The sequence below is a fragment of the Flavobacterium salmonis genome (genome assembly GCF_903819435.1).
Lineage (GTDB): Bacteria > Bacteroidota > Bacteroidia > Flavobacteriales > Flavobacteriaceae > Flavobacterium > Flavobacterium chungangense.
Genome location: NZ_CAIJDP010000088.1, coordinates 177,941 through 201,903 on the forward strand (window position 1 = coordinate 177,941; position 23,963 = coordinate 201,903).

19 protein-coding genes are annotated in these 23,963 nt (G+C 33.8%); 8 read left to right on the forward strand and 11 right to left on the reverse strand.

The window, feature by feature from the left end:
* Nucleotides 1–44: 44 nt before the first annotated feature.
* From rpsJ to rpsL, 4 genes are all read right to left on the reverse strand, one after another.
* A complete protein-coding gene (gene rpsJ / locus FLACHUCJ7_RS22110) occupies nt 45–350 on the reverse strand; it encodes a 30S ribosomal protein S10 (protein ID WP_007803605.1) in 306 nt (101 codons plus the stop codon).
* Nucleotides 351–361: 11 nt separating this feature from the next.
* Nucleotides 362–2,518 (reverse strand): elongation factor G, encoded by a 2,157-nt coding sequence (gene fusA, locus FLACHUCJ7_RS22115; RefSeq protein ID WP_180910476.1) that lies wholly within the window; start codon nt 2,516–2,518, stop codon nt 362–364.
* Nucleotides 2,519–2,529: 11 nt separating this feature from the next.
* A complete protein-coding gene (gene rpsG / locus FLACHUCJ7_RS22120; RefSeq protein ID WP_017495022.1) occupies nt 2,530–3,006 on the reverse strand; it encodes a 30S ribosomal protein S7 in 477 nt (158 codons plus the stop codon).
* A gap of 116 nt (nt 3,007–3,122) precedes the next feature.
* Nucleotides 3,123–3,506, reverse strand: coding sequence for a 30S ribosomal protein S12 (rpsL, locus tag FLACHUCJ7_RS22125; RefSeq protein WP_007136570.1), 384 nt, complete (start codon nt 3,504–3,506; stop codon nt 3,123–3,125).
* Nucleotides 3,507–3,682: 176 nt separating this feature from the next.
* On the opposite strand from rpsL, the gene FLACHUCJ7_RS22130 reads away from it, so the two are divergent.
* The 6 genes from FLACHUCJ7_RS22130 to rlmB all read left to right on the forward strand — a co-directional run bounded on the left by FLACHUCJ7_RS22130 (nt 3,683) and on the right by rlmB (nt 15,879).
* Nucleotides 3,683–5,386 carry a BamA/TamA family outer membrane protein gene (locus FLACHUCJ7_RS22130; protein WP_180910478.1) on the forward strand — a complete coding sequence of 568 codons (1,704 nt, stop codon included), beginning with the start codon at nt 3,683–3,685 and terminating at the stop codon, nt 5,384–5,386.
* 86 nt (nt 5,387–5,472) lie between these two features.
* Nucleotides 5,473–8,796, forward strand: coding sequence for a SusC/RagA family TonB-linked outer membrane protein (locus tag FLACHUCJ7_RS22135; protein WP_180910480.1), 3,324 nt, complete (start codon nt 5,473–5,475; stop codon nt 8,794–8,796).
* Between the two features lie 11 nt (nt 8,797–8,807).
* Nucleotides 8,808–10,268 carry a SusD/RagB family nutrient-binding outer membrane lipoprotein gene (locus tag FLACHUCJ7_RS22140; protein ID WP_180910481.1) on the forward strand — a complete coding sequence of 487 codons (1,461 nt, stop codon included), beginning with the start codon at nt 8,808–8,810 and terminating at the stop codon, nt 10,266–10,268.
* A gap of 302 nt (nt 10,269–10,570) precedes the next feature.
* Complete coding sequence (locus FLACHUCJ7_RS22145; protein WP_180910483.1) at nt 10,571–13,690, forward strand: SusC/RagA family TonB-linked outer membrane protein; 3,120 nt, start codon at nt 10,571–10,573, stop codon at nt 13,688–13,690.
* Nucleotides 13,691–13,700: 10 nt separating this feature from the next.
* The gene (locus FLACHUCJ7_RS22150; protein ID WP_180910484.1) at nt 13,701–15,065 is read left to right on the forward strand and encodes a SusD/RagB family nutrient-binding outer membrane lipoprotein; all 1,365 of its coding nucleotides are present in this window, start codon (nt 13,701–13,703) and stop codon (nt 15,063–15,065) included.
* Between the two features lie 79 nt (nt 15,066–15,144).
* Complete coding sequence (gene rlmB / locus FLACHUCJ7_RS22155) at nt 15,145–15,879, forward strand: 23S rRNA (guanosine(2251)-2'-O)-methyltransferase RlmB (RefSeq protein ID WP_078225732.1); 735 nt, start codon at nt 15,145–15,147, stop codon at nt 15,877–15,879.
* 109 nt (nt 15,880–15,988) lie between these two features.
* Here the strand turns inward: rlmB and FLACHUCJ7_RS22160 are convergent, their stop codons facing one another.
* Nucleotides 15,989–16,756, reverse strand: a complete 768-nt coding sequence (locus FLACHUCJ7_RS22160) for a rhomboid family intramembrane serine protease (RefSeq protein ID WP_180910486.1) — start codon at nt 16,754–16,756, stop codon at nt 15,989–15,991.
* A 215-nt stretch (nt 16,757–16,971) separates the two neighbouring features.
* Here FLACHUCJ7_RS22160 and FLACHUCJ7_RS22165 point away from each other — a divergent pair, with 215 nt between their 5' ends.
* Entirely contained in the window at nt 16,972–18,249 is a 1,278-nt protein-coding gene (locus FLACHUCJ7_RS22165; RefSeq protein WP_180910487.1) for a replication-associated recombination protein A, read from the forward strand.
* 12 nt (nt 18,250–18,261) lie between these two features.
* On the opposite strand, the gene FLACHUCJ7_RS22170 is transcribed toward FLACHUCJ7_RS22165, so the two are convergent.
* From FLACHUCJ7_RS22170 to FLACHUCJ7_RS22185, 4 genes are all read right to left on the reverse strand, one after another.
* Nucleotides 18,262–19,017: a hypothetical protein gene (locus FLACHUCJ7_RS22170; protein ID WP_078225729.1), complete on the reverse strand. Its 756-nt coding sequence runs from the start codon at nt 19,015–19,017 to the stop codon at nt 18,262–18,264.
* 93 nt (nt 19,018–19,110) lie between these two features.
* A complete protein-coding gene (locus tag FLACHUCJ7_RS22175) occupies nt 19,111–19,797 on the reverse strand; it encodes a YjjG family noncanonical pyrimidine nucleotidase (RefSeq protein WP_180910489.1) in 687 nt (228 codons plus the stop codon).
* A gap of 3 nt (nt 19,798–19,800) precedes the next feature.
* Nucleotides 19,801–20,490, reverse strand: coding sequence for a RadC family protein (gene radC, locus FLACHUCJ7_RS22180; RefSeq protein ID WP_078225727.1), 690 nt, complete (start codon nt 20,488–20,490; stop codon nt 19,801–19,803).
* Between the two features lie 13 nt (nt 20,491–20,503).
* Nucleotides 20,504–20,965 carry a GNAT family N-acetyltransferase gene (locus FLACHUCJ7_RS22185; RefSeq protein WP_110305581.1) on the reverse strand — a complete coding sequence of 154 codons (462 nt, stop codon included), beginning with the start codon at nt 20,963–20,965 and terminating at the stop codon, nt 20,504–20,506.
* Between the two features lie 90 nt (nt 20,966–21,055).
* Between FLACHUCJ7_RS22185 and FLACHUCJ7_RS22190 the strand changes: the two genes are divergently transcribed.
* The gene (locus FLACHUCJ7_RS22190) at nt 21,056–21,691 is read left to right on the forward strand and encodes a DUF1287 domain-containing protein (protein WP_180910491.1); all 636 of its coding nucleotides are present in this window, start codon (nt 21,056–21,058) and stop codon (nt 21,689–21,691) included.
* Nucleotides 21,692–21,777: 86 nt separating this feature from the next.
* On the opposite strand, the gene FLACHUCJ7_RS22195 is transcribed toward FLACHUCJ7_RS22190, so the two are convergent.
* Entirely contained in the window at nt 21,778–23,133 is a 1,356-nt protein-coding gene (locus tag FLACHUCJ7_RS22195; RefSeq protein WP_180910492.1) for a UDP-N-acetylmuramate--L-alanine ligase, read from the reverse strand.
* A 64-nt stretch (nt 23,134–23,197) separates the two neighbouring features.
* On the reverse strand, nt 23,198–23,860 hold the full coding sequence (locus tag FLACHUCJ7_RS22200) for a tetratricopeptide repeat protein (RefSeq protein WP_317170951.1): 663 nt from the start codon (nt 23,858–23,860) through the stop codon (nt 23,198–23,200).
* Between the last annotated feature and the right edge of the window lie 103 nt (nt 23,861–23,963).

Consider the following 23,963-nt stretch of genomic DNA (forward strand, 5'->3'; position numbering starts at 1 on the left):
GACATTTCTGCCTCGCTTTTATATGTAAAATATAATAAAAAAAATTATACTTTTATTTCTACTTCTACTCCACTTGGTAATTCAAGTTTCATTAAAGCATCAATAGTTTTAGATGAAGATGAATAAATATCAATCAATCTCTTGTATGACATTACTTCAAATTGCTCTCTCGCTTTTTTGTTAACGTGCGGAGAACGAAGAACAGTGAAAAGTTTTTTGTGAGTTGGTAACGGAATTGGACCTGTTACAACTGCTCCAGTAGTTTTTACTGTCTTTACGATCTTTTCAGCAGACTTGTCTACCAACATGTGATCGTAAGATTTTAGTTTTATTCTGATTTTTTGACTCATTTTCTTTAGAATTAAGCGTTACCTTTTGCTTTTTTAATTACAGCTTCTGAAATATTAGAAGGTGTTTCTGCATAATGTGAAAACTCCATTGTTGAAGTAGCTCTACCAGAAGATAATGTTCTTAATGTTGTTACATATCCAAACATTTCTGACAAAGGCACATCAGCTTTAATAGTTTTAGCACCATTTCTGTCACCCATGTCATTAACCTGACCTCTACGACGGTTGATATCACCTACGATATCTCCCATGTTTTCTTCTGGCGTAATAACTTCCATTTTCATGATAGGCTCCAAAATAATTGCTCCAGCAGCTTTAGCCACTTCTCTATAACCCATTCTAGCTGCTAATTCAAAAGAAAGCGCATCAGAATCGACAGGGTGGAAAGATCCGTCTGTCAAAGTTACTTTCAAACTATCCACTTGATAACCAGCCAAAGGACCAGTTTTCATAGCTTCACGGAAACCTTTTTCTACAGATGGAATATATTCTTTAGGAACGTTACCACCTTTTACCGCATTAACAAACTGTAATCCTACAGGAACTTTACCATCAACTTCTTCAGCTGGCTCAAGTGTAAATACGATATCACCGAATTTACCACGACCTCCTGATTGTTTCTTGTAAGTCTCTCTATGAGTTGCAGTTCTTGTAAACGCCTCTTTATATTCAACTTGAGGCTCACCTTGATTCACTTCAACTTTAAATTCACGTTTCATACGATCAACCAAGATATCTAAGTGAAGCTCACCCATACCTGAGATAATAGTTTGCCCCGAAGCCTCATCTGTTCTAACTGTAAATGTTGGATCTTCTTCAGCTAATTTAGCTAAAGCCATACCCATTTTATCAACATCAGCTTTTGTTTTTGGCTCAATTGCAATACCAATTACCGGTGCAGGGAATTTCATAGACTCAAGAATGATTGGGTGTTTTTCATCACACAATGTATCTCCAGTTTTGATATCTTTAAATCCAACAGCAGCTCCAATATCTCCAGCCTCAATATATTCGATTGGATTTTGTTTGTTAGCGTGCATTTGGTAGATACGAGAAATTCTTTCTTTATTTCCTGAACGAGTGTTCAAAACATAAGAACCAGCATCTAAACGTCCAGAGTAAGCACGGAAGAAAGCTAAACGACCTACGAATGGGTCAGTAGCAATTTTAAATGCCAAAGCAGCGAATGGCTCTTTTACATCTGGCTTACGCAAGATTTTAGTTTGATCTTCTTCTAATAATTCAGCATCATCAGGATGAATACCTTCAATACCTTCTTTATCCATTGGAGAAGGCAAGTATTTACAAACTGCATCTAACATGAATTGAACTCCTTTGTTTTTGAAAGAAGAACCAGCAATCATTGGGATGATAGCCATATCCATAGTAGCAGCCCTTAAAGCGTTGTTGATTTCTTCCTCTGTAATAGAGTTTTCATCTTCCATGAATTTCTCTAAAAGATTTTCATCGTAGTCAGCAACTGCCTCAATAAGAATCGATCTGTATTCTTTAACCTCTGCAACCATATCAGCAGGAATTTCAACAATATCGAAAGTTGCCCCTTGAGTTGCATCGTGCCAAATAATTGCTTGATTTTTCACCAAATCTACAACACCTTTGAAATCATTCTCTTCACCAATCGGCAAAGTGATCGCAACAGCATTTGATTTTAACATATCACGAACTTGTTGACAAACCGCCAAAAAGTTAGATCCTTGACGGTCCATTTTATTAACGAATCCCATACGTGGAACTCTATACTGATCAGCAAGCCTCCAGTTAGTTTCTGATTGAGGTTCAACACCATCAACAGCACTAAACAAGAAAACCAACCCATCAAGCACACGTAAAGAACGATTTACCTCTACAGTAAAGTCAACGTGCCCAGGAGTATCAATAATATTAAAATGATAAGGCAATGATTCAGGCAAAAGCTTACCTTGTTCAGTTGGAAAATTCCACTCACAAGTTGTTGCAGCAGAAGTAATTGTAATACCTCTTTCTTGCTCTTGAGCCATCCAGTCCATTGTTGCAGCACCATCGTGTACTTCACCAATTTTATGTGACTTTCCAGTATAAAAAAGAATACGCTCAGTTGTTGTTGTTTTACCAGCATCAATGTGAGCAGCAATTCCGATATTTCTTGTATATTTTAAATCTCTAGCCATTTCTTTACGAATTAAAATCTAAAGTGAGAGAAAGCTTTGTTAGCTTCTGCCATTTTGTGAGTATCCATTCTTTTCTTAACAGCAGCACCTTCTTCTTTAGCAGCAGCTAAACATTCTGACGCTAAACGTTGTGCCATAGATTTTTCATTTCTTCTTCTAGAATAAAGTATCAACCACTTCATTGCCATAGAAATTTTTCTATCTGGACGAATCTGCATTGGAATTTGAAATGTAGCTCCACCCACTCTACGACTACGTACTTCTACGTGAGGCATAACGTTTGTTAAAGCATCTTTCCAGATTTCTAATGAAGTTTTTTCGTCATTTTGCTTTTTAGACTCAATGATGTCAATTGCATCATAAAATACTTTGAAAGCCGTAGATTTCTTACCATCCCACATTAAGTTGTTTACAAAACGTGTTACCAATTGGTCATTAAACCTTGGATCTGGTAAAAGTGGTCTTTTCTTTGCCGCTCTTTTTCTCATGTCTTTTTTTTAATAAAAAGCTATAGGTTATCCGTTAAATGTTGTGCTTATCGACTTTTGCTATCGCATAATCTTTAACCCTCAACTCCTAACCTCGAACTCTTAACGTTTTTAAATTACTTTTTTGCTTCTTTTGGGCGTTTAGCACCGTACTTAGATCTTCTTTGCGTTCTTCCTGCAACTCCTGACGTGTCAAGCGCTCCACGAACGATATGATATCTAACACCTGGCAAATCTTTTACCCTTCCACCTCGCACTAATACTATCGAGTGCTCTTGTAAATTGTGTCCTTCTCCAGGGATGTAAGCATTCACTTCATTACCATTTGTCAAACGTACACGCGCAACTTTACGCATTGCAGAGTTTGGTTTTTTTGGTGTAGTAGTGTAAACACGCGTACAAACCCCTCTTCTTTGAGGACAAGAATCTAAAGCAACCGATTTACTCTTCTTAGTGATCTGAGTTCTTCCTGTTCTTACTAATTGTTGAATAGTTGGCATAATTAAATACTAAAAATTACTTGTTTATAAAATTCCCACTTTTTACGGGGTTGCAAATGTATAAAATTTTTTTCACTATACAAGCGTTAATCTATTAATTTTCAATAACATTATTTAAGCTTATCTTTTTAGAAACAAAAGATAGATATTTGCAAAACTTTTAATTAACAAAACAAATGTTTTCGAAACAGCTATTACAAATCATCATTTTTTTATCAATAAGCATTTCGAATTATGCTCAAAATTTTAATTTAAAAATAAACGGCATAAACAAAACAGAAAACACAATTATAGATTCATTAAATTACATTAAAAAACACCCTAACATAAAATCTGTTATCAACGAATCAATTACTACTATTGAAAATCTCCACAAAAAAGGATATCTGGATATCAAAACACTCGAAAACCATAAAGAAAACGATTCAACATACACATACAAATTATCACTTGGAAACAAAATAAAATACACCTATATATATATAGGTAGAAATGATTCATTTTTTGATCTGTTCAAAACAAAAAATGACACCTTAATTATTCCATATGAAGAAACAGAAAACTATATAAATCAAAAAATTAATGATGCAGAAAAGCAAGGTTTTGCACTAAGCAAAATAAAACTAGAAAACATCAAAAAAAAGAATTCGATAATTTATGCCGATTTAAATCTTAATAACGAAAAAAAGCGCAGCGTAAACTCCATCATAATAAATTACACCAATAATAACATCAGGGATTTTCCTAAAGGACATTTAAAACAACTTAACAAAAAATACATAAGTAAAACATTTAATCAAAAAACAATCAAAGATCTTTATGAAGATCTAAATAATTATGAATTTGTTTCCCAGACAAAATATCCTGAAATACTATTCACAAACGATTCAACTAAAGTTCATATCTACCTCGAAAAAAGAAAAGCAAATACTTTTGATGGCTACATAGGATTTTCAAATAATGAAAACAAAAAACTGAGTTTAAATGGCTACCTTGACATAACCCTACAAAACATACTTAAAGCAGGCGAACAGTTTTCTTTATATTGGAAAAGCGATGGGAACCAACAAAAAACCTTTAATACAAAATTAGAAATCCCTTACATCTTTAAATCTTCTCTTGGAATTAAAGCACAATTAAACATCTTCAAACAAGACAGTACTTTTCAAAACACAAAAACATCAATTGACTTAGGTTATTATATAAATTATAATTCAAAACTATACTTAGGCTACCAATCAACAGAATCCAGCGATATTCAAAACACAAACAGCTCAAGCATAAGCGATTTCAACAATTCATACCTCACCTCCAGCTATAATTACAACAAACCAGACAACAACAATCTTTTTCCAAGAAAAACATCTTTAAACTTCATTATTGGGTACGGAAAAAGAAATACAAACAATGAACCAGAAACCTCTAAATCAAGCAAACAATTTTTCATCTCTTCGAACTTATCTTACAACTTTAAGCTTAACGAGAAGAATTATATTTACATCAACACACAAAATTACTTTTTAAAGAGCAACAGCTATATAACAAACGAACTATTTAGATTTGGTGGTATAAACTCAATAAGAGGCTTTTCAGAGAACAGTTTACAAGCAAATAATTCCAATCTACTTATAACTGAATATAGATATCTTCCTACATTAAATTTATACATTCACACCATATTTGATTACGGACTATTTCAAGATCAAACGATTACAGGAAATTCTAAAAAAGTAAGAAATATACTATCTATTGGAATAGGTGTGGGTTTAGCTACAAAAAGTGGCATTTTAAAAATACAGATAGCCAATGCCAGTACAAATAAAGGAGAGATAAAATTTTATAACAGTATTGTTAACATTTGTTATAGTGTTAAATTTTAGTTGCTTTTAAAAAAACTTTAACAAAAACTTGGAATATTAACAAATTATTATGAGATTAGTATTACTAATTCAAAATAACTATTAATATGAAACCAAAATCCAAGGGATTTTTAGTACTGCTATTAGTACTAATGACGCAATTAACCATTGCGCAAGAAAGAACTGTTTCGGGAATTGTCACCGATGACGCAGGCTTACCTTTACCAGGCGTAAGTGTATTAGTTAAAGGTACAAAAACCGGAACACAAACAGATTTTGATGGTAAATACTCTATCAAAGCATCACCAAGTCAAGTTTTAATTTTTAGCTACATTGGGATGAGATCTCAAGAAGCTAATGCAAATTCAACAGAAGTCAATGCAAAATTATCAGGAGACACAATGCAACTCGAAGGGGTTGTTGTAACAGCATTAGGACTATCAAGAGAAAAAAAATCACTTGGATATGCTACACAAGAAGTAAAAGGAGAAAGTCTGTCCGCAGTTAAAAGTGACAACTTTGTAAACTCTATATCCGGTAAAGTTTCTGGTGTTCAAGTAAAAAGAACAACAAATTTTGGCGGGTCTACTAATATAGTAATTAGAGGGAACGCATCATTAACAGGAAACAATCAGGCTTTATTTGTGATTGATGGAGTTCCGGTAAGTAACAACAACACAAACTCAAGAGATCAGGAGCAATCAGGGTCTGGTTACGACTACGGAAATGCTGCATCTGATATCAACCCTGAAGACATTGAATCAATAAATGTACTTAAAGGATCTGCCGCAAGTGCATTATATGGATCCAGAGCTGCTAATGGCGTTGTAGTGATTACAACAAAAAAAGGAAATAAAAAAGGAAAAGGATACTCTATAACAGTAAACTCAGGAGTAAATATGGGTTCTGTTGACAAAAGCACTTTTATAAAATATCAAAACCAATACGGTGCAGGATACGGTCCGTATTATGGGCCAGATGAAGACTCTTACCTTGATCACAGAGATATTAATGGAGACGGAATTTTAGACAATGTAACACCATTAACAGAAGATGCTTCGTACGGACAAGCATTTGATCCAAATTTATTAGTGTATCAATGGGATGCTTTTTACCCGGAATCTCCAAATTACATGAAAGCAACTCCATGGGTAAATGCAAAAAACGGTCCTATAACATTTTTTGAAAAACCAGTGGCGTTAACAAATTCTATTTCGATAGATAAAGGACTTGAAAATGGATATTTAAGATTAGGAGTTAACAATCTTGACCAGAAAGGCCTCTTACCTAACAGTTCATTAAAAAGAAATACTATTACTTTAAATGCATCAACTTTAATTAACGACAAGCTAACTGTGTCCGGATATGGAAACTTCACAAAAACAAGCACAATAGGAAGAAATACCACAGGATACAATGACAATATTGCCGGTAATTTTAGACAATGGTGGCAAACAAACGTTGACCTTAAAGATCTAAAGCAGGCTTATGAACTTACAGGAAGAAATGTAACATGGAATCCTAATGCATATAACGATCCTAGACCAATTTTTTGGGACAATCCTTACTTTCAACGCTATGAAAATTACGAATCAGACAGCAGAAGCAGATTCATAGGTAATGTTTCTTTAAACTATAAAATTACAAGCTGGCTAGATGCATATGGCAGAATGTCTGTAGACACTTATGATGAATTACAAGAAGAAAGAAGAGCGGTAGGAAGTGTACCTTCAAATTTTGGTATCGGAACTGGTGGTGGTGACGGCAGTCTTAACAGAAACCCAGCCCCATCAGGTTATTCAAGAAGAAATATTGGCTTTAGCGAATACAACTATGATTTGATGTTAAACTACAATAAAGATTTAACAGAAAAATTAAACCTAAAAGGAATTGTTGGTATAAACGTTAGAAGAAGTTATTACAACTCAATCTGGGCAGCAACAAATGGCGGACTTGCTATACCTGGTTTGTATGCTTTACAAAATACGGCAGCTCCTATGCTTGCTCCAATAGAAAGAGACGAATCAATAGGAGTAGATGGTGTTTACGGAAGTGCTTCTTTGGGATATGATGATTATTTATATCTGGAAGGAACAATAAGAAGAGATCATTCTTCAACTCTTCCGGAAGCCAACAGCTCATACTACTACCCGTCTGTATCATCTAGTTTTGTGTTTTCTAAATTTGTAAAAGCAGATTGGTTATCATTTGGTAAAGTAAGACTTAACTATGCTGAAGTTGGAAACAGCCCCGGATTTGACAGAATATTAGACACTTACGCTGTAAACACAGCGATCGGAGCCGGATCTGCATCTGTAAAAGACACTAAAAACAATCCAAATCTAAAACCAGAAAAAACTAAGAGTTATGAAGCGGGTATAGAACTATCATTCTTTAAAAAGAGATTAGGATTAGATATTTCCTATTATAAATCTAACTCAATTGATCAAATTATTCCATTACGATTAACATCTTCAACCGGATATTTATACGAATTAATTAATGCCGGAGAAATAGAAAATAAAGGAATAGAAGTTTCTTTAAATGGCACACCAATAAAAATAGCTAACTTTTCATGGGATGTTAATTTGAACTGGGCACGGAACAGAAACAAAGTATTAGATCTCCTGGACGGCATTGGCAATTTACAATTAGGCTCTTTCCAGGGAGGTGTTACAATAAATGCAGCAGTCGGCCAGCCTTATGGTGTAATCTACGGCACCAAATACACTTATTTAAACGGGCAAAGAGTAGTGGATCCTGATAATGGTCAATATATCAAAACTTCAACATCTGATAACCCAATTGGAAGTGCAAATCCAGAATGGACAGGAGGCCTCAACAACAAATTCACTTATAAAAATTTTTCACTTGAATTCTTAATCGACATGCAAAAAGGCGGGCAAATATTCTCATTAGACCGTTATTATGGCTTAGCCACAGGCTTACCAGATGATACCGCATTTATTAATGAACTTGGAAACCCTATAAGAGATCCACTAGTATTCAATCAATACGATGTTGATGGCGTTGGAATTCCAGCAGGAGGATATACATCAGCGTCAGGAGGATTTATCAATCCCGGAGTAAATCCAGATGGTTCAGTAAACACAACCAGAATTGTAGCCAGTCGATTTGGGGCTCAGGGATACAGAAGAGGATTACCAGATGAAGCATTTGTATATGATGCAAGCTATATCAAATTAAGACAAACTGCAATTTCTTATTCGCTTTCAGAAAAAGTTTTAAGAAACACATTTATGAACGGAATGACTTTAAGTGTTGTCGGAACTAACCTTTGGATTATTCACAAAAACTTACCGGATGCAGATCCAGAATCAGGATTAGGAGCAGGTAATTTACAAGGCTACTCAACAGGATCTTTACCATCCACCAGAGACATTAGCTTTAACGTTAAAATCCAATTTTAAAATTAGAAATCATGAAAAAAATATTCTTTATTCTCTTCACGGCAATAATAACAACATCTTGTTCCGATGATTTAGAAAAATTAAACGAAAACGTAAAAGACCCGGCAAATGTACCTGGGGAAGTTTTATTTACAAGTGCCCAAAAAAGTCTGGTGGATCAAATGATGAGCACCAATGTAAATGACAATATTTTTAGATTATTAAATCAATATTGGACAGAAACAGTATATACAGATGAAAGTAATTACGATTTAGTTACCAGAACAATCCCGGAACAACACTGGCAGTACCTATACAAAGATGTACTAAAAGATTTAGACCAAAGTGCAAAAAACATCACTGATACCCCATTAGGATTAACAGAAAACCCATTGGATAAGCAAAACAAACTTGCCATAATTGAGGTATTAAACGTCTATACTTATGCAATATTAGTAGAAACTTTTGGAGATGTACCTTACTCACAAGCATTAAATTTAGCCTACAAAACGCCTAAATATGATGATGGCTTAACAATCTACAAAGATTTAATAGTAAGATTAAACAAAGCTATAACAAACCTAAATACTTCGGGCCAAAGCTTTGGTGGTAATGACAGAATCTATTCAGGTGATATAAGCAAATGGATTAAGTTTGCAAATACTCTAAAATTAAGATTAGGCATCACGATCTCAGACATACCATCAGAAGCAGCTCTTGCACAAGCAACTGTATCCAGTGCAGCGCCATTTGTTTTTTCATCAAATCTTGACAATGCTGATTTCAAATACTTAACCGCAACTCCAAATACAAATCCTTTATATGTGGACCTTGTTGCTAGTGGCCGTTCTGATTTTGTTCCGGCAAACACATTAGTAGACGTTATGAATGATCTAAATGACCCGAGACGTTCTAAATATTTCGACAATAATGTAGATAATCCTGCTACTCCGGAAGTAGAATATATTGGTGGTACAAATGGAGGCAGTAATTCATTTCCAAATTTTACACACATTTCACCTACTCTACAGGTACCAGATTTCCCTGGAACACTTTTAGATTATGCACAAACTGAATTTTTATTAGCAGAAGCAGCAGAAAGAAATTTATATGGCACTCCGGCAACAGCTGCAGCACATTATAATGCGGCCATTACAGCATCCATTTTAGACTGGGGCGGCACTGAAACGGAAGCAGCAACTTATCTTTTAACCCCAAATGTTGCATATTCAACTGCTCCTGGAACGTGGAAACAAAAAATAGGCACTCAAAGTTGGATAGCATATTACAACAATTCATTTGAAGGCTGGTCTGTTTACAGAAGACTGGATTATCCGGTTTTAATTGCTCCGGCAGATGCGGTTTCTGCAATTCCGCTTCGTTACACTTATCCTATTATAGAACAATCCTTAAACAAAAGCAGTTATACATCAGCCAGCCAGGCAATTGGCGGAGATAATGTTGATACTAAATTATTTTGGGATAAATTTTAGAAAAACCTTAATACAAAACAAAATCCACTCTTTTAGGGTGGATTTTGTTATTTAAAAGTTACAAAAAAAACAATTTCAATAGGTGCAACATAAAATTTAACATTTATAACAATTAAGCAATATTTAATTATTATCATATTTAAATCAATAAATTAAGAATACCGAATTTAATAATCTTTTTTAACACTAAAAAAACAATTTCCTATTATAAAACCATAATTTAACTAAAAAAAAAGCTTCTTATATTAGGATAGTTAACAAATTATTAAGAGTTTTGCGATACTAATTCAAAATATTTAAAAATGAAACTAAAGTTCAATGGATTTTTAGTGCTATTATTAGCACTAGTTGCGCAAATCACATTTGCACAAGAAAGAGCTGTTTCTGGAACAGTATCTGACAATGCAGGAATGCCTCTACCAGGTGTTAGTGTATTAGTTAAAGGTACTAAAGCAGGAACACAAACAGATTTTGATGGTAAATTCACTATCAAAGCAGCATCAAGCCAGATTTTGGTATTTAGCTACATTGGGATGAAAACCCAGGAAATAGCTGCAAGTTCAACATCAATTAATGTAAAATTAAGTGATACTTCAGTAGAACTGGAAGGTGTGGTTGTCACAACCGCTTTAGGGATTAAAAGAGAAAAAAAATCTCTTGGATACGGTGTCTCAACAGTATCATCAACTGATTTATTAAGATCTGGAGAATCAAATGTAATACAAGGATTAGCCGGAAAAACATCAGGGGTACAAATTACCGGATCAGGTGGTGTTCCAGGAGCATCAAGTAAAATTGTAATTAGGGGTCAAAAATCAATTTTAGGCTCAACAGATCCATTGATAATAGTTGACGGTGTGCCTTTTAATAATGACACTCAGGGAAACACAACAGGTGATAGCCCATTTAACACAACACTATCAGGAACTAATCTTTCAAATAGAGCGTTAGATATAAATCCTAACGATGTTGAAAGCGTTACTGTATTAAAAGGCGGAGCCGCTGCTGCTTTATATGGCGAACGTGCCGGAAATGGTGTAATTATCTACACAACAAAAAAAGGAAAATCCCGAAAGGGTATTGGAGTAGATTTATCACTAAATACTACAGCAACAACAGTTAATAAGTTGCCGAAATTGCAATCAAAATATGCAGCAGGTGATAGTGGCAACTATATAGCTCCTGCTCAAGCTGGTCCAGACGGATTATATGGAACGGGTGATGCAGGAGAAACTGGCGGAACTCAAAAGAGCTGGGGACCACTAATCAGCAGTGTTCCTGGAGCTAAATATTATGATAATCCAAATAATTTTTTCCAAACAGGGATAGGAACTGATGCAAATATTGCCTTCTACGGTGGTGATGACAAAGGAACATTCAGAACTTCCTTTGGACATTCTAAGCAAGAAGGAATGATACCTAATACAGGATTAACAAGGACCAATATTCTAATAAGTGGCGAACGTAAATTAAATGACAAATTAAAAGTAGTTGGAAGCTCAGCATTTGTTAGAACAAAAACCACAATGGTGCAAAACGGAAGCACATTAGGCGGGGTAATGTTAGGTCTATACAGAACACCAGTAACTTATGACTTAAGAGATTACAAAAATGAGTTTGGGTTTCAAAAAACGTATTTTTCAGCATATGATAATCCTTATTATACAGCAAATGAAAATCCATACGTAAGTGAAGTAACCAGAACTTATGGAAACTTAGGATTAATATACAATAATTCTAAAGCACTTAATATTACTATAAGAGGTGGTTGGGATTCTGCAAACGATGCCAGAAAACAAATATATGCTATATCCTCATTTGGAAATAGTTCAAGTGATGGAACAGGTCAAATAAATATAGAAAACATAAATACAAAAATATTTAATGGAGACTTGATATTTAACGGTCTTATAAATTTAACAGACAAGATAGACTTAAACTACACTGCTGGTGGAAACGTAAGATCTGATTTCTTTACAGATCAATTTAGTAGAGGTGACAATCTTGCAATTCCAGGTTTTTACAATTTAAGTAACGCAAGTAGCTTTAGAACATCAAACTATGACACCAAACAAATGGCCAGATCAGCTTATGCACAAGCAGATTTTTCATTTGACGATCAACTATATGTAACTGGTAGCATTAGAAATGATTGGAATTCTGCATATGGAGATAAAAAAAGCTTTAGCTATCCTGCAGGTTCTGTAGCTTGGTTATTTAGTAAACCTTTAGATAAGGGATGGTTAAATTCAGGCAAAATCCGTTTTGGATATGCAGATGTTGGTATCGCCCCTCAAACTTATTTAACACAAACTTATTATGCTAAGTTAGTAGAAACTGATGGCTATACTGATGGAAATACAGTACCATATAATGGTCAAAATGGCTTTGGATATGCTACAACATTAGGTCAATCTGATTTAAAACCAGAACGTGTTGGTAGCAGTGAAATTGGTCTAGAACTTAAACTTTTTAATAGACTTGGTCTGAATATTAACGTATACCAAGCAAAATCTAAGGACTTATTAATTAGTTTCCCAATAGCACCATCTTCAGGATTTACCTCACAATATGGTAATTATGCATCAATGGAAAACAAAGGAATAGAAGTAGAATTTAATTATGAATTAATTAAATCGCAAAGTTTTACTTGGGATTTGTCTGTAAATTGGTCAAAAAACAAAAACAAAGTTACGGGATTAGCAAACGGAGTTGAACAATATGAACCGGAGCAAGGCTTTGGAAATCCAAGTTATGTTGCAATTGTTGGAAAACCATTAGGGATTTTATACGGCACCGATTTCTTAAGAGATGCTAACGGTAAGATTATTGTAACCGCTTCGGGTTTACCTCAAGCAGATCCTCAACAAAAAATTCTTGGTGACACAAACCCAGATTGGTTAGGCGGAATAAGAAACACATTTACATATAAAGGTATAACTGTTTCTGCATTATTAGACATTAGACACGGCGGAGCTATTTGGGATGGTACAAGAGGAAGAATCCAAAGATATGGTCTTTCAGAAGAATCTGCAGCAAACAATAGAGGAACTTATATTATTCCAGGAGTATATGCTGATGGAACAACCAATACTTCCCCTATAACAGCACAAAAATATTTTGAACAATATAAAGGAGATGTATTACAAGTACAATCACAAAACATTGAAAATGTAAACTGGGTAAGACTTAGAGATGTTTCTTTATCATATCGTTTTAATGATTTACAAAAAGCAGGTTTAAGCTTTATACAAAATTTAGAAATTACATTATCGGGTAGAAACTTATGGTTAAATACTAATTACAAAGGAGTGGACCCTGAAACAAGTTTGACTGGAGCTGGTTCTCATATTCAAGGGTTTGATTATTTCAACAATCCAGGATCAAAATCAGTATCTCTAGCATTAAAATTAGGACTCTAAAAAAGACAAAATGAAAAAAATAGCATTTATATTAACGGTTTTAGCGGTCTTTTCATGCCAAAATGAAATAGACACGTTTAATGAAAATCCAAACAATCCTTCTAAGGTGACTCCTTCTTTATTGTTAACACAAACTGAAGTAGCGACATTCAATATCCATACAGGAGATCTATCAAGAATAACTTCTTTATTAACTCAACAGATCGGAGGTAATGATGGCCAATATTTAGCATATGCTGGATATTCATTTTCCGAAACAGACATGGACAACTCATGGTCAACACTTTATCAAAACGCAGCTCTTAGTGCAAGTGATAATATTGAAAAAAATGGGGCAGCCAATCCATACTATGCAGGCATGTCAAAAATTTTATTAGCTTTAAATATATCAAAAGCAACTGATCTATGGAATGACATCCCTTTAAGCAATGCTTTTAAAGGTTTAAGTACTGGAAACATCCAACCCGAATATGACACCCAGCAGGAAGTTTATGTCCAATTACAACAATTATTAAGCGATGCAATTGTAGATCTTGCAAAACCAGCTTCAGCAAATACAAAAATACCAGCTTCAGATGATTTAATTTACGGAGGAGATGTTGCTAAGTGGATGAAAGCGGCTTATACATTAAAAGCTCGTTTTGCTCTTAGATTAACAAATCGAGACGGAGCTACGGTTGCTGCCAATAAAGCTTTGACTTATTTAGCAGATGGTATTAAATCAAATGATGAAGATATGAATGCAATATTTTTTGATAGCGCAAGTTCTAGTTGGAATCAATGGTATGCTTTTTCAAATGCTAGACCTGGATATATAAAAATGGGTAAATATTTCGTAGATTATTTAGTTTCAACTAATGATCCAAGACTACCAGTTTTTGTATCAAAAGATGCTAATGATAACTATACTGGAATTGCTACAAATGAAGAAAACAATGATGCATCTGATTTAGGCTCTGCAATTGTTGGTACAGCTGCACAGCCAATCGGAATGGTAACTTTTGCAGAAGCTAAATTTATTGAAGCAGAAGCTAAATTACTTATTTCAGATGCAGGTGCTTCACAAGCCTTTAAAGATGCAGTATCAGCTTCCTTAATTAATTATGTAGGATCAGTAGATAATACTTTTGTAAATACAGTTACCACAACAGTTACCGTACAAAATATTATTCAACAGAAATACATTGCTTTATTTACAAATCCAGAAGTTTATAATGACTGGAGAAGAACAGGATTTCCTGTTTTAATCCCTAATCCGGATGTTGCACCAACTAAAATTCCACAAAGAATGCCTACACCATCTACAGAAAGATTGTATAATCCAAATGCTACCGTAGTTACTAATACGACTACAAAAGTTTGGTGGGCATTATAATAATATTAATGTTAAAACAAATTAAAACCATCCCAATTTGGGGTGGTTTTTTTATAAACATTATACCTATATTTGCGATATGGAAAAAGAACATCAAATATTTGGAATAAGAGCCATTATAGAAGCTATTCAGGCAGGAAAAGAAGTAGACAAAGTATTCATCCAAAAAGAAATTTCGGGTGAGTTAATGAAGGATTTAATGAAAGTCATGAAGCGTGCCAACATTAATTTCTCCTACGTTCCTGTTGAAAAACTGAATCGTTTAACTCCTAATAATCATCAGGGAGCAGTTGCAACAATATCTCCGATTGGATTCATAGATTTAGAACATCTTGTTGAATCTACAATTGAATCCGGTTCTAAACCTTTGTTTTTAATATTAGACCAAATTTCTGATGCAAGAAATTTTGGAGCCATCATAAGAACTGCAGAATGCACTGGCGTAAACGGAATTATTGTTCAAAAAGCTGGATCTGCCCCTGTAAACGGAGATACTGTAAAAACTTCAGCAGGGGCTGTTTTTAATGTCCCTATTTGTAAAGTTGAACACATTAAAGATGCTATTTTCTATCTTCAGGGATCAGGAATAAAAACCATTGCTGCTACTGAAAAAACAGAACAAAATATTTATGATTTAGAATTGAATGAACCTTTGGCAATCATCATGGGATCTGAAGACAGGGGAATTAATCCATCTGTGCTTAAAATTGTTGATGAAAAAGCGAAATTACCCATGTTTGGAACCATTGGATCCTTAAATGTTTCTGTTGCCTGTGGAGCATTCTTATATGAAGCTGTTCGCCAAAGAAACTAAAGGAATCATTACAAAGAATAGAAAAGCACCTCTAATTTGAGGTGTTTTTTTGTTAACTTAGGTTCTCTGAAACTATTTTAAATCATCGCTTCATCATTAAACCTTTCATTTACAAAGATTCATCTTTTGATTTTAAATTAGTTATAATATAATTAACTGAAATATTAGAATTGAAATAAGAAGATACTATTTCAGAATCTTCTTCAGGAATTTCAGTATTAACGAAATTACCATTCTCGTCAAAGTGCTTCATAAAAGCATCTTCATTAGGATCAAAATCAGGTTTTTGCCAATCATAAACAATTGGTTTAGCATATTCCGGAGTTTTATAAAACAAAGACATTACAAACCCTGTTATAAAACCTGCCAAATGCCCTTCCCAGGAAATATTTTGATCTACATCCGGAAAAACGTACCAAATCATTCCGCCATAAAGCAAAACTACCGCAAATGAAAGCGCTACTAAACGATAATATAGGGTCTGAATCCCTTTGAAAAATATAAAACTTACCAAAACATAAATTAGTCCACTTGCCCCAATATGATAATTTTCCCTACCAATAATCCATGTTATCAAACCGGAAAATAAAATTCCGCAAGCTATAACAGCAAAGGATTGCTTTGAATAAAAAAACTGTAAGGCTGCCAATAATACCAAAAGCGGAATCGAGTTATTATATAGATGGTTTAAATTTTCATGAATAAAAGGACTAAACAATACGCCCTGTAAACCTGAGAAATCCCGTGGATAAATTCCGTTTTGATAAAAATCAAAATCAAACCGAATCTGAACCCAATAAACAATCCACAAAAAGAGGACAAAAAATACCGGAAGTCCAATAACGGCGGTTGAAAATTTAAAATGGTTATCGTTCATATTTTTAACAATCAAATTAATAATTCATCAAAAAACTATCCAAATACAATTTACTGATAATTTGTCAGCAAAAAATAAATTTCTAAAGACACTATTCATAGCCCTGATGGAAGCGGCATCCTTTTTTGGCTTTTTCTGCCAAAAAAGATATAGCGGACAGCAGGAAATAGCTCCTGAAAAAATTAAATTTAAATTGAAACTCGTAATTTTGTAAAATGGAAGCACCTTTAGCAGAACGCATTCGTCCACAGAAATTAGAAGACTACATTAGTCAAAGTCATTTGGTGGGACCAAACGGCTCTTTAACGCAACAAATTTCGAAAGGAATTATTCCGTCATTAATCTTTTGGGGACCACCGGGAACCGGAAAAACTACTCTGGCGCAAATTATCGCTCAGGAATCTAAGCGTCCTTTTTATATTTTGAGTGCCATAAATTCTGGTGTGAAAGACATTCGGGATGTAATTGAAAAGGCCAAACAAAGTGGTGGCTTATTCACTGCTAAAAATCCAATTTTGTTTATTGATGAGATTCATCGTTTTAGCAAATCCCAACAGGATTCTCTTTTGGCTGCGGTCGAGAAAGGGTGGATTACATTAATTGGTGCAACGACAGAAAACCCAAGTTTTGAAGTGATTCCTGCTTTATTATCACGCTGTCAGGTTTACATACTAAATGCTTTTACAAAAACCGATTTAGAAGCGTTGTTGCATCGTGCCATGAAAACGGATGCAGAATTAGTTACAAAAAATATTACTCTAAAAGAGACCGAAGCACTCCTAAGATTATCTGGCGGAGATGGCCGAAAACTATTAAACATTTTTGAGTTGGTAGTTAACGCTTCTGATAGCAATGAAATCATTATTACAAACGATAGGGTTTTTGAACTTGTTCAGCAAAACACTGTTTTGTATGACAAAACCGGAGAACAGCATTATGACATTGTTTCTGCCTTTATAAAATCAATTCGTGGAAGCGACCCTAATGGTGCTGTTTATTGGCTCGCCCGAATGATCGAAGGCGGTGAAGATGTTAAATTTATTGCCCGAAGAATGTTGATTTTATCGAGTGAAGATATTGGAAATGCCAATCCTACTGCCTTCATTATGGCAAACAATACCTTTCAGGCAGTCTCTACAATTGGTTATCCTGAAAGCAGGATTATATTAAGTCAATGCGCTATTTATCTGGCAACCTCACCAAAAAGTAACGCGTCTTACATGGCTATTGGAAATGCACAGCAATTGGTAAAACAAACCGGTGATCTGCCTGTTCCGATTCATTTGCGCAATGCTCCAACAAAGCTAATGAAAGAATTAGGTTATGGTGAAGACTATAAATATTCGCATGATTATGCCAATAACTTTGCAGAACAAGAATTTTTGCCAGATGCTATAAAAGAAACGGTTCTTTATAATCCAGGTCAGAATTCCAGAGAGAATAGCAACCGTGAATTTTTAAAGAACCGTTGGAAAGATAAATATGGTTATTAAACCAAATTATATTTAAAATTTAACTGAAACTTTCTCAGAAACTAATTTATCATTTTGATAATATTCAAAAAACCACTGATTGTCTTTTGCATTCAAAGTTCCCTGAACACCGTCTTTTATTGCTATGTATGAATCCGGACGGGAGGTTTTAAGCAATTTCATAACCACTTTTGGTGTTTTATCAATTAATTGATATCCATTTTCAGTTGGTTGTGCATACAATAAATTTGGATCAGAAACATCTGCAATTGGTGTAGCCACTTGCGTAGAAACTGAATTTGCAGTAACTGCCTGGGCATTCACAGCAACATTTGAAGCAACACCAGAAGTTATTATTGCAGTTTTTCCACTATACTTGTAATTCAAACCATATATCGATATAAATGCCATATCTAATGATTCACGATAGGCTGCTTCATATTCTTTCTCTTTGCTTTTGCCGGTTTCAGAAGTATGAACTACTTTTCCGTAACAGTCTTTAAATTCTACAAAAAGTTTTGTTACTAAAAAAGCATTGTCTCTTTTTACATCAACATACAATAAATCACAGCGATTTGAAAATTCTGCTGGTAGCTGTTCATTTTCATAAAAAGCCTGAAAACCTGCTTTTATTAAATTTGCCTTTGTCATAGTTGACAGCCTGTATGGGTTGATCCCTTTTGCAAAATCAAAATTAATAGGCACAATAACAGCTTTATAATCATTAATTGATTGAGAAAAACCTAAAGCAGAAATAAAAAGTGTTATTAAAAAAAGTTTAATTTTCATATATGTAAAATTTATTTGTTAGCGGTAACATATCCTATTGCCAATTATTTAATAAGATTTACAACAAACTTGTTATAATGGCGATTTTAATAATTATAAATATTTTTTGAGTTCTAATAAATGATTAACTTGTTTAATATTTTCCGGAGCCTGGATTTTTTTATCATTAAAAAAAATAGCATCTAATCCTGCATTCAGGGCACCGTTAACATCAGCATCCAGACAATCACCTATCATAATACAATTTTCTTTTGAAGCATTTGCCGAATTAATTGCATAATCAAAGATAATACTATTTGGCTTTTTTACACCTGCCAGTTCTGAATTTGTAATTGTAGTAAAATAATCACGCAAAGCTGCATTGTTTATTTTCTTTTCCTGAACAGTAGCAAATCCATTTGTTATGATGTGTAATTTATACTTTGATTTTAAATAGTCTAAAATCTCAATCGTCCCATCAAAAAGATGATTATTTTCTGTCAGAAATTCAATACAATCATTCGCAATCTGATCAATATCTGCATCAGAAATAACAATATTTAAGGCATCGAAAGAAAACTTTAATCTGTTGTAACGCAATTCTAAATGTGTAATTGCATCATTTTGATATAACTTCCAACAGGCCTGATTTATCGGAATATATTTTTGGATAAAATCCTGACATTTGATTTCAGGAAATTTGCTTTTAAAAATTCGGTCAAAAGCCATTTCTGAATTTCGATCAAAATCCCAAAGTGTATGGTCTAAGTCAAAAAAAATATCGGTAATATTTGTATGCATAATTTATAAAATTCCTTCATCTACAAAACTATAATATTTTGTTTCAGTAATAATCACATGATCCAAAACTTTAACATCTAAACTATCTCCTGCCATTTTTAATTTTTTGGTAATGTGTTTATCTGCATCACTTGGAATCAAAGTACCGGAAGGATGATTATGACATAAAATTAACCCTGTAGCACCAGATTCAAGTGCTAATTTAAAAACCAGACGAACATCAACAATAGTTCCGGAAATACCTCCTTTACTTAATTGAGATTTTAAAATAACTTTATTTGAATTATTCAGAAAAAGCACCCAAAATTCCTCATGAGGAAGTTCACCAATGACAGGCTGCATGATTTCAAAAACCAACTTACTGGATGTGATTTTTGTTAATTCAACTGAATCCTCTGCCCTACGTCTTCTGCCCAATTCTAATGCTGCAATAATAGTAATAGCTTTAGCCTCACCTATTCCTTTAAAATCTATCAATTGGGAAACAGACATCTTGCCTAACGAATTCAGGGTATCTACACTAGCTAAAATTCTTTTGCTTAAATCAACCGCCGATTCATTCCTACTACCGGAGCCAATCAAAATGGCAATTAATTCGGCATCACTCAAAGCATTTTTGCCTTTCAGCATTAGTTTTTCACGTGGGCGGTCGTCTTCTGACCAGTTTGTAATAGGAAAATGTGCTACTTCCATTCAGGGCTATATATTAAATAATGTTCTTGCTCATACAAATACTATTTGTAAGGCCTACATAAGGTTCATAATTTTCAATTATTTCGAAACCCATTTTTTGATACAGATTAATTGCTTCCAGTTGTTTATACAAAGTTTCTAAAATCAACATCTTAAAACCTTGTTCAATTGCTTTACTTTCAACCTCCTTAATAATGTGCTGAGCTATTCCTAACCCTCTTCCTTCTGGTAAAACAAACATTCTTTTCAATTCGGCAGCAGTTTCATGATACTTTTTAAAACAGCCACAACCCACCGCTTTATCATCTAAATAAACGATAACCACATTTGGATTGAATTCAATTACGTTATTACCCCAATAATCCGTTTTTAATTCAGGATAGCGTTCCCACAAAAAAGTATCAAAGGTGTTGTATAAAAATATGAAATCAGGATTTTCGCTTGTTGTATGAACAACTTTAATTTTTTCAGGCATATAGTTTTATCAATATTTTCAAAAATAAGAAAAATCATTCATTAAAATACATTTACTATTCTGATAATCCTTAATTTTAAAACAAAAAAAATGAAATTCAACTATATCTTTTTAATCATGATTTGCCTTTTTTCTTGTAATCAAAAAGAAAACAGCAATTTAGCTATTAAAAACAACAACCCTGTCGTAAAAACTTTCGAAGAAAAACTTTCAGAAGCGGCAATATCTATAATTGACCCCTCGATAGATTATGATCCAACTTATTTTGCAATAGAATACCCAAATGGAGACATCCCGGTAAACAAAGGTGTTTGCACGGATGTTGTTATTCGCAGCTATCGAAAATTAGATATTGATTTACAAAAAGAAGTACATGAAGACATGATCGAAAATTTCTCTAAATATCCAAACTTAAAAAAGTGGGAAATGACCAAGACCGATACCAACATAGATCATCGCAGAGTTCTTAATTTAGAAGTTTTCTTTGAAAGAAAAGGAACAAAATTACCTGTTTCTGAAGATGCAAGAGATTATAAAACAGGAGAAATTGTAACCTGGATGATTAATGGAAAGTTACCTCATATTGGAATTATCACAAATAAAAAATCAGAAGACGGCAAACGAAATCTTATTGTTCATAATGTTGGTGGCGGTCAGGTTTTGGAAGACTGTTTGTTTGAGTATAAGATTGTGGGACACTTTAAATACGAAGGGGCTTCAAATTAGAAAATTTGTCAATTAGATAATTTTAAAAAAAATGCCAACTGCATAGCAATTGGCACATTATCAAATTATCTGATTAACGAATTAATTTACTCAATCAAGGTCTTAACTTCATCGAAATTCAAACCTCCATAATTACCTGAACTCATCAAAAGCAAGGCTGAATTGTCCAGATTTAAATTGAATAGATATTCTTTGAATTCAGCTGGATTGGTATAAATAATCAAATCTTCTCTATTGAAAGAATTAGCGATTTGTTCGTAAGTCACTTCTTCTAATTGTTTAATTTTTACAGCATCAGGTGAATAAAACACAACAGCAACATCAGCATACTCTAGTGCGCCCTCATACTCTTTTAAAAATTCGGCATTTAAACTGCTGTAAGTATGAAGTTCTAAACAAGCTACTAAAGTTCTGTTTGGATATTGCTCTTTTACTGCCTTTGTTGTAGCAGCTACTTTACTTGGTGAATGCGCAAAATCTTTATAGGCGACTTTTCCTTTTCCTTCTGCAATTTTTTCCAATCGTTTAGAAGCACCTTTAAAACTTGCAATCGCTTCGTAGAAATCGGCTTCATCAACACCCATATTTTGGCAGATCCATTTGGCTCCGGCAAGATTATTTAAGTTATGTGCTCCGAAAACTTCGATTGGCATATCTCCTTCTGGCGTTTTTAATAAGGTTACACCATCGCTTACCGAATATTCCGGTGTATGATAAGGTAGTTTACGAATTGGATTGGCTGCAGCCTCTGAAACACGTTTTACTTCAGAATCATTTTCATTGTAAACCAAAATACCGCCGTTTGTAATTTTAGAAATAAAAATTTCAAACTGTTCAACATAATTTTCATAAGTTGGAAACACATTAATGTGATCCCAGGCGATTCCTGAAATTAAAGCAATATTAGGCTGATACAAATGAAATTTAGGGCGACGGTCAATTGGAGAAGACAAATATTCATCTCCTTCTAAAACCATAAAATCATTTTCTTCTGTTAAATGCACCATGGTATCAAAACCTTCTAACTGTGCTCCCACCATATAATCAACCTCAATATTATGATAATGCATTACGTGCAAAATCATCGAAGTAATTGTCGTTTTTCCGTGAGAACCACCAATTACAACTCGGGTTTTATTTTTAGATTGTTCGTATAAAAATTCCGGATACGAATAAATCTTCAAGCCTAATTCCTGTGCTTTTAATAACTCAGGATTGTCTGCCTTGGCATGCATTCCTAAAATTACTGCTTCAATATCGGCAGTAATTTTTTCAGGAAACCATCCCATTTCTGCAGGAAGAATTCCTTTTTTTTCTAATCTTGATTTTGAAGGTTCAAAAATTGCATCATCGCTTCCTGTTACCTGATATCCTTTGTTATGCAACGCTAATGCTAAATTGTGCATCGCACTTCCGCCTATGGCGATGAAATGTGTTTTCATTTAAAATTTCAATTTTTAAGTTCTAAATTCTAATTGTTTTCAGAATTCAGTATTTGAGATTTGATTATTTTGAGTCAAATTTTCGTTTTAATTCATGAGCTTTTTTTGGCTCTTTTAATTTGTTCAAATATAAATTATATAATTTTTGAAATGTAACTTTTGAATTGCCAATTTCATGTGCTTTTAGATAATTTTTTTCTGCCAAATCATATCTTTTGAAGTACTCCTCAATTCTTCCTTTAGACAAATAACCATCAACGGGTGATAATTTTGCCAGCTCATTAGAGTATTTCAATGCTTTCGATTCACTCCCTCCCAATATTCCGGGTAGCTGCAGATATAATTCGATTAACGCCCAACGTGCTGGCAGATGTTTAGGATTTAAATCAATCGCTTTCTCAAATGATGATTTCATGTCATCCACCATTCCAAATGCCTTTAATTTATTCACCTCCAAAGCACGCATACCCAAACATCCTCCGTATTTATAAAAATAATCCGCTTCAGTAGGTTTTAGCTGTTTTAGCTTTTTGTAGTATGAGGCTGTTTTTTCCCATTGTTTTTCTTTTGCAGATATATCTGCCAAACGCTCCAGAGTTTTAATATCATTGGGATGATGCTTTAGATTTTCTTCGAAAACAACTTCGGCTTCTTTGTTTTTTTTGGCATGAAACAACTGCTCCCCTTTTTCAAAATTGGATTGTGACCACAAAAAAAATGGTGTCAAAACGAAAAAAATCATTAGTTGTCTCATCAATCAAAAATAACAAAATATAAAATGTATTCTTTGCTTTTAGAGATAAATTAGTAATTTGTACGAAAATTATTTA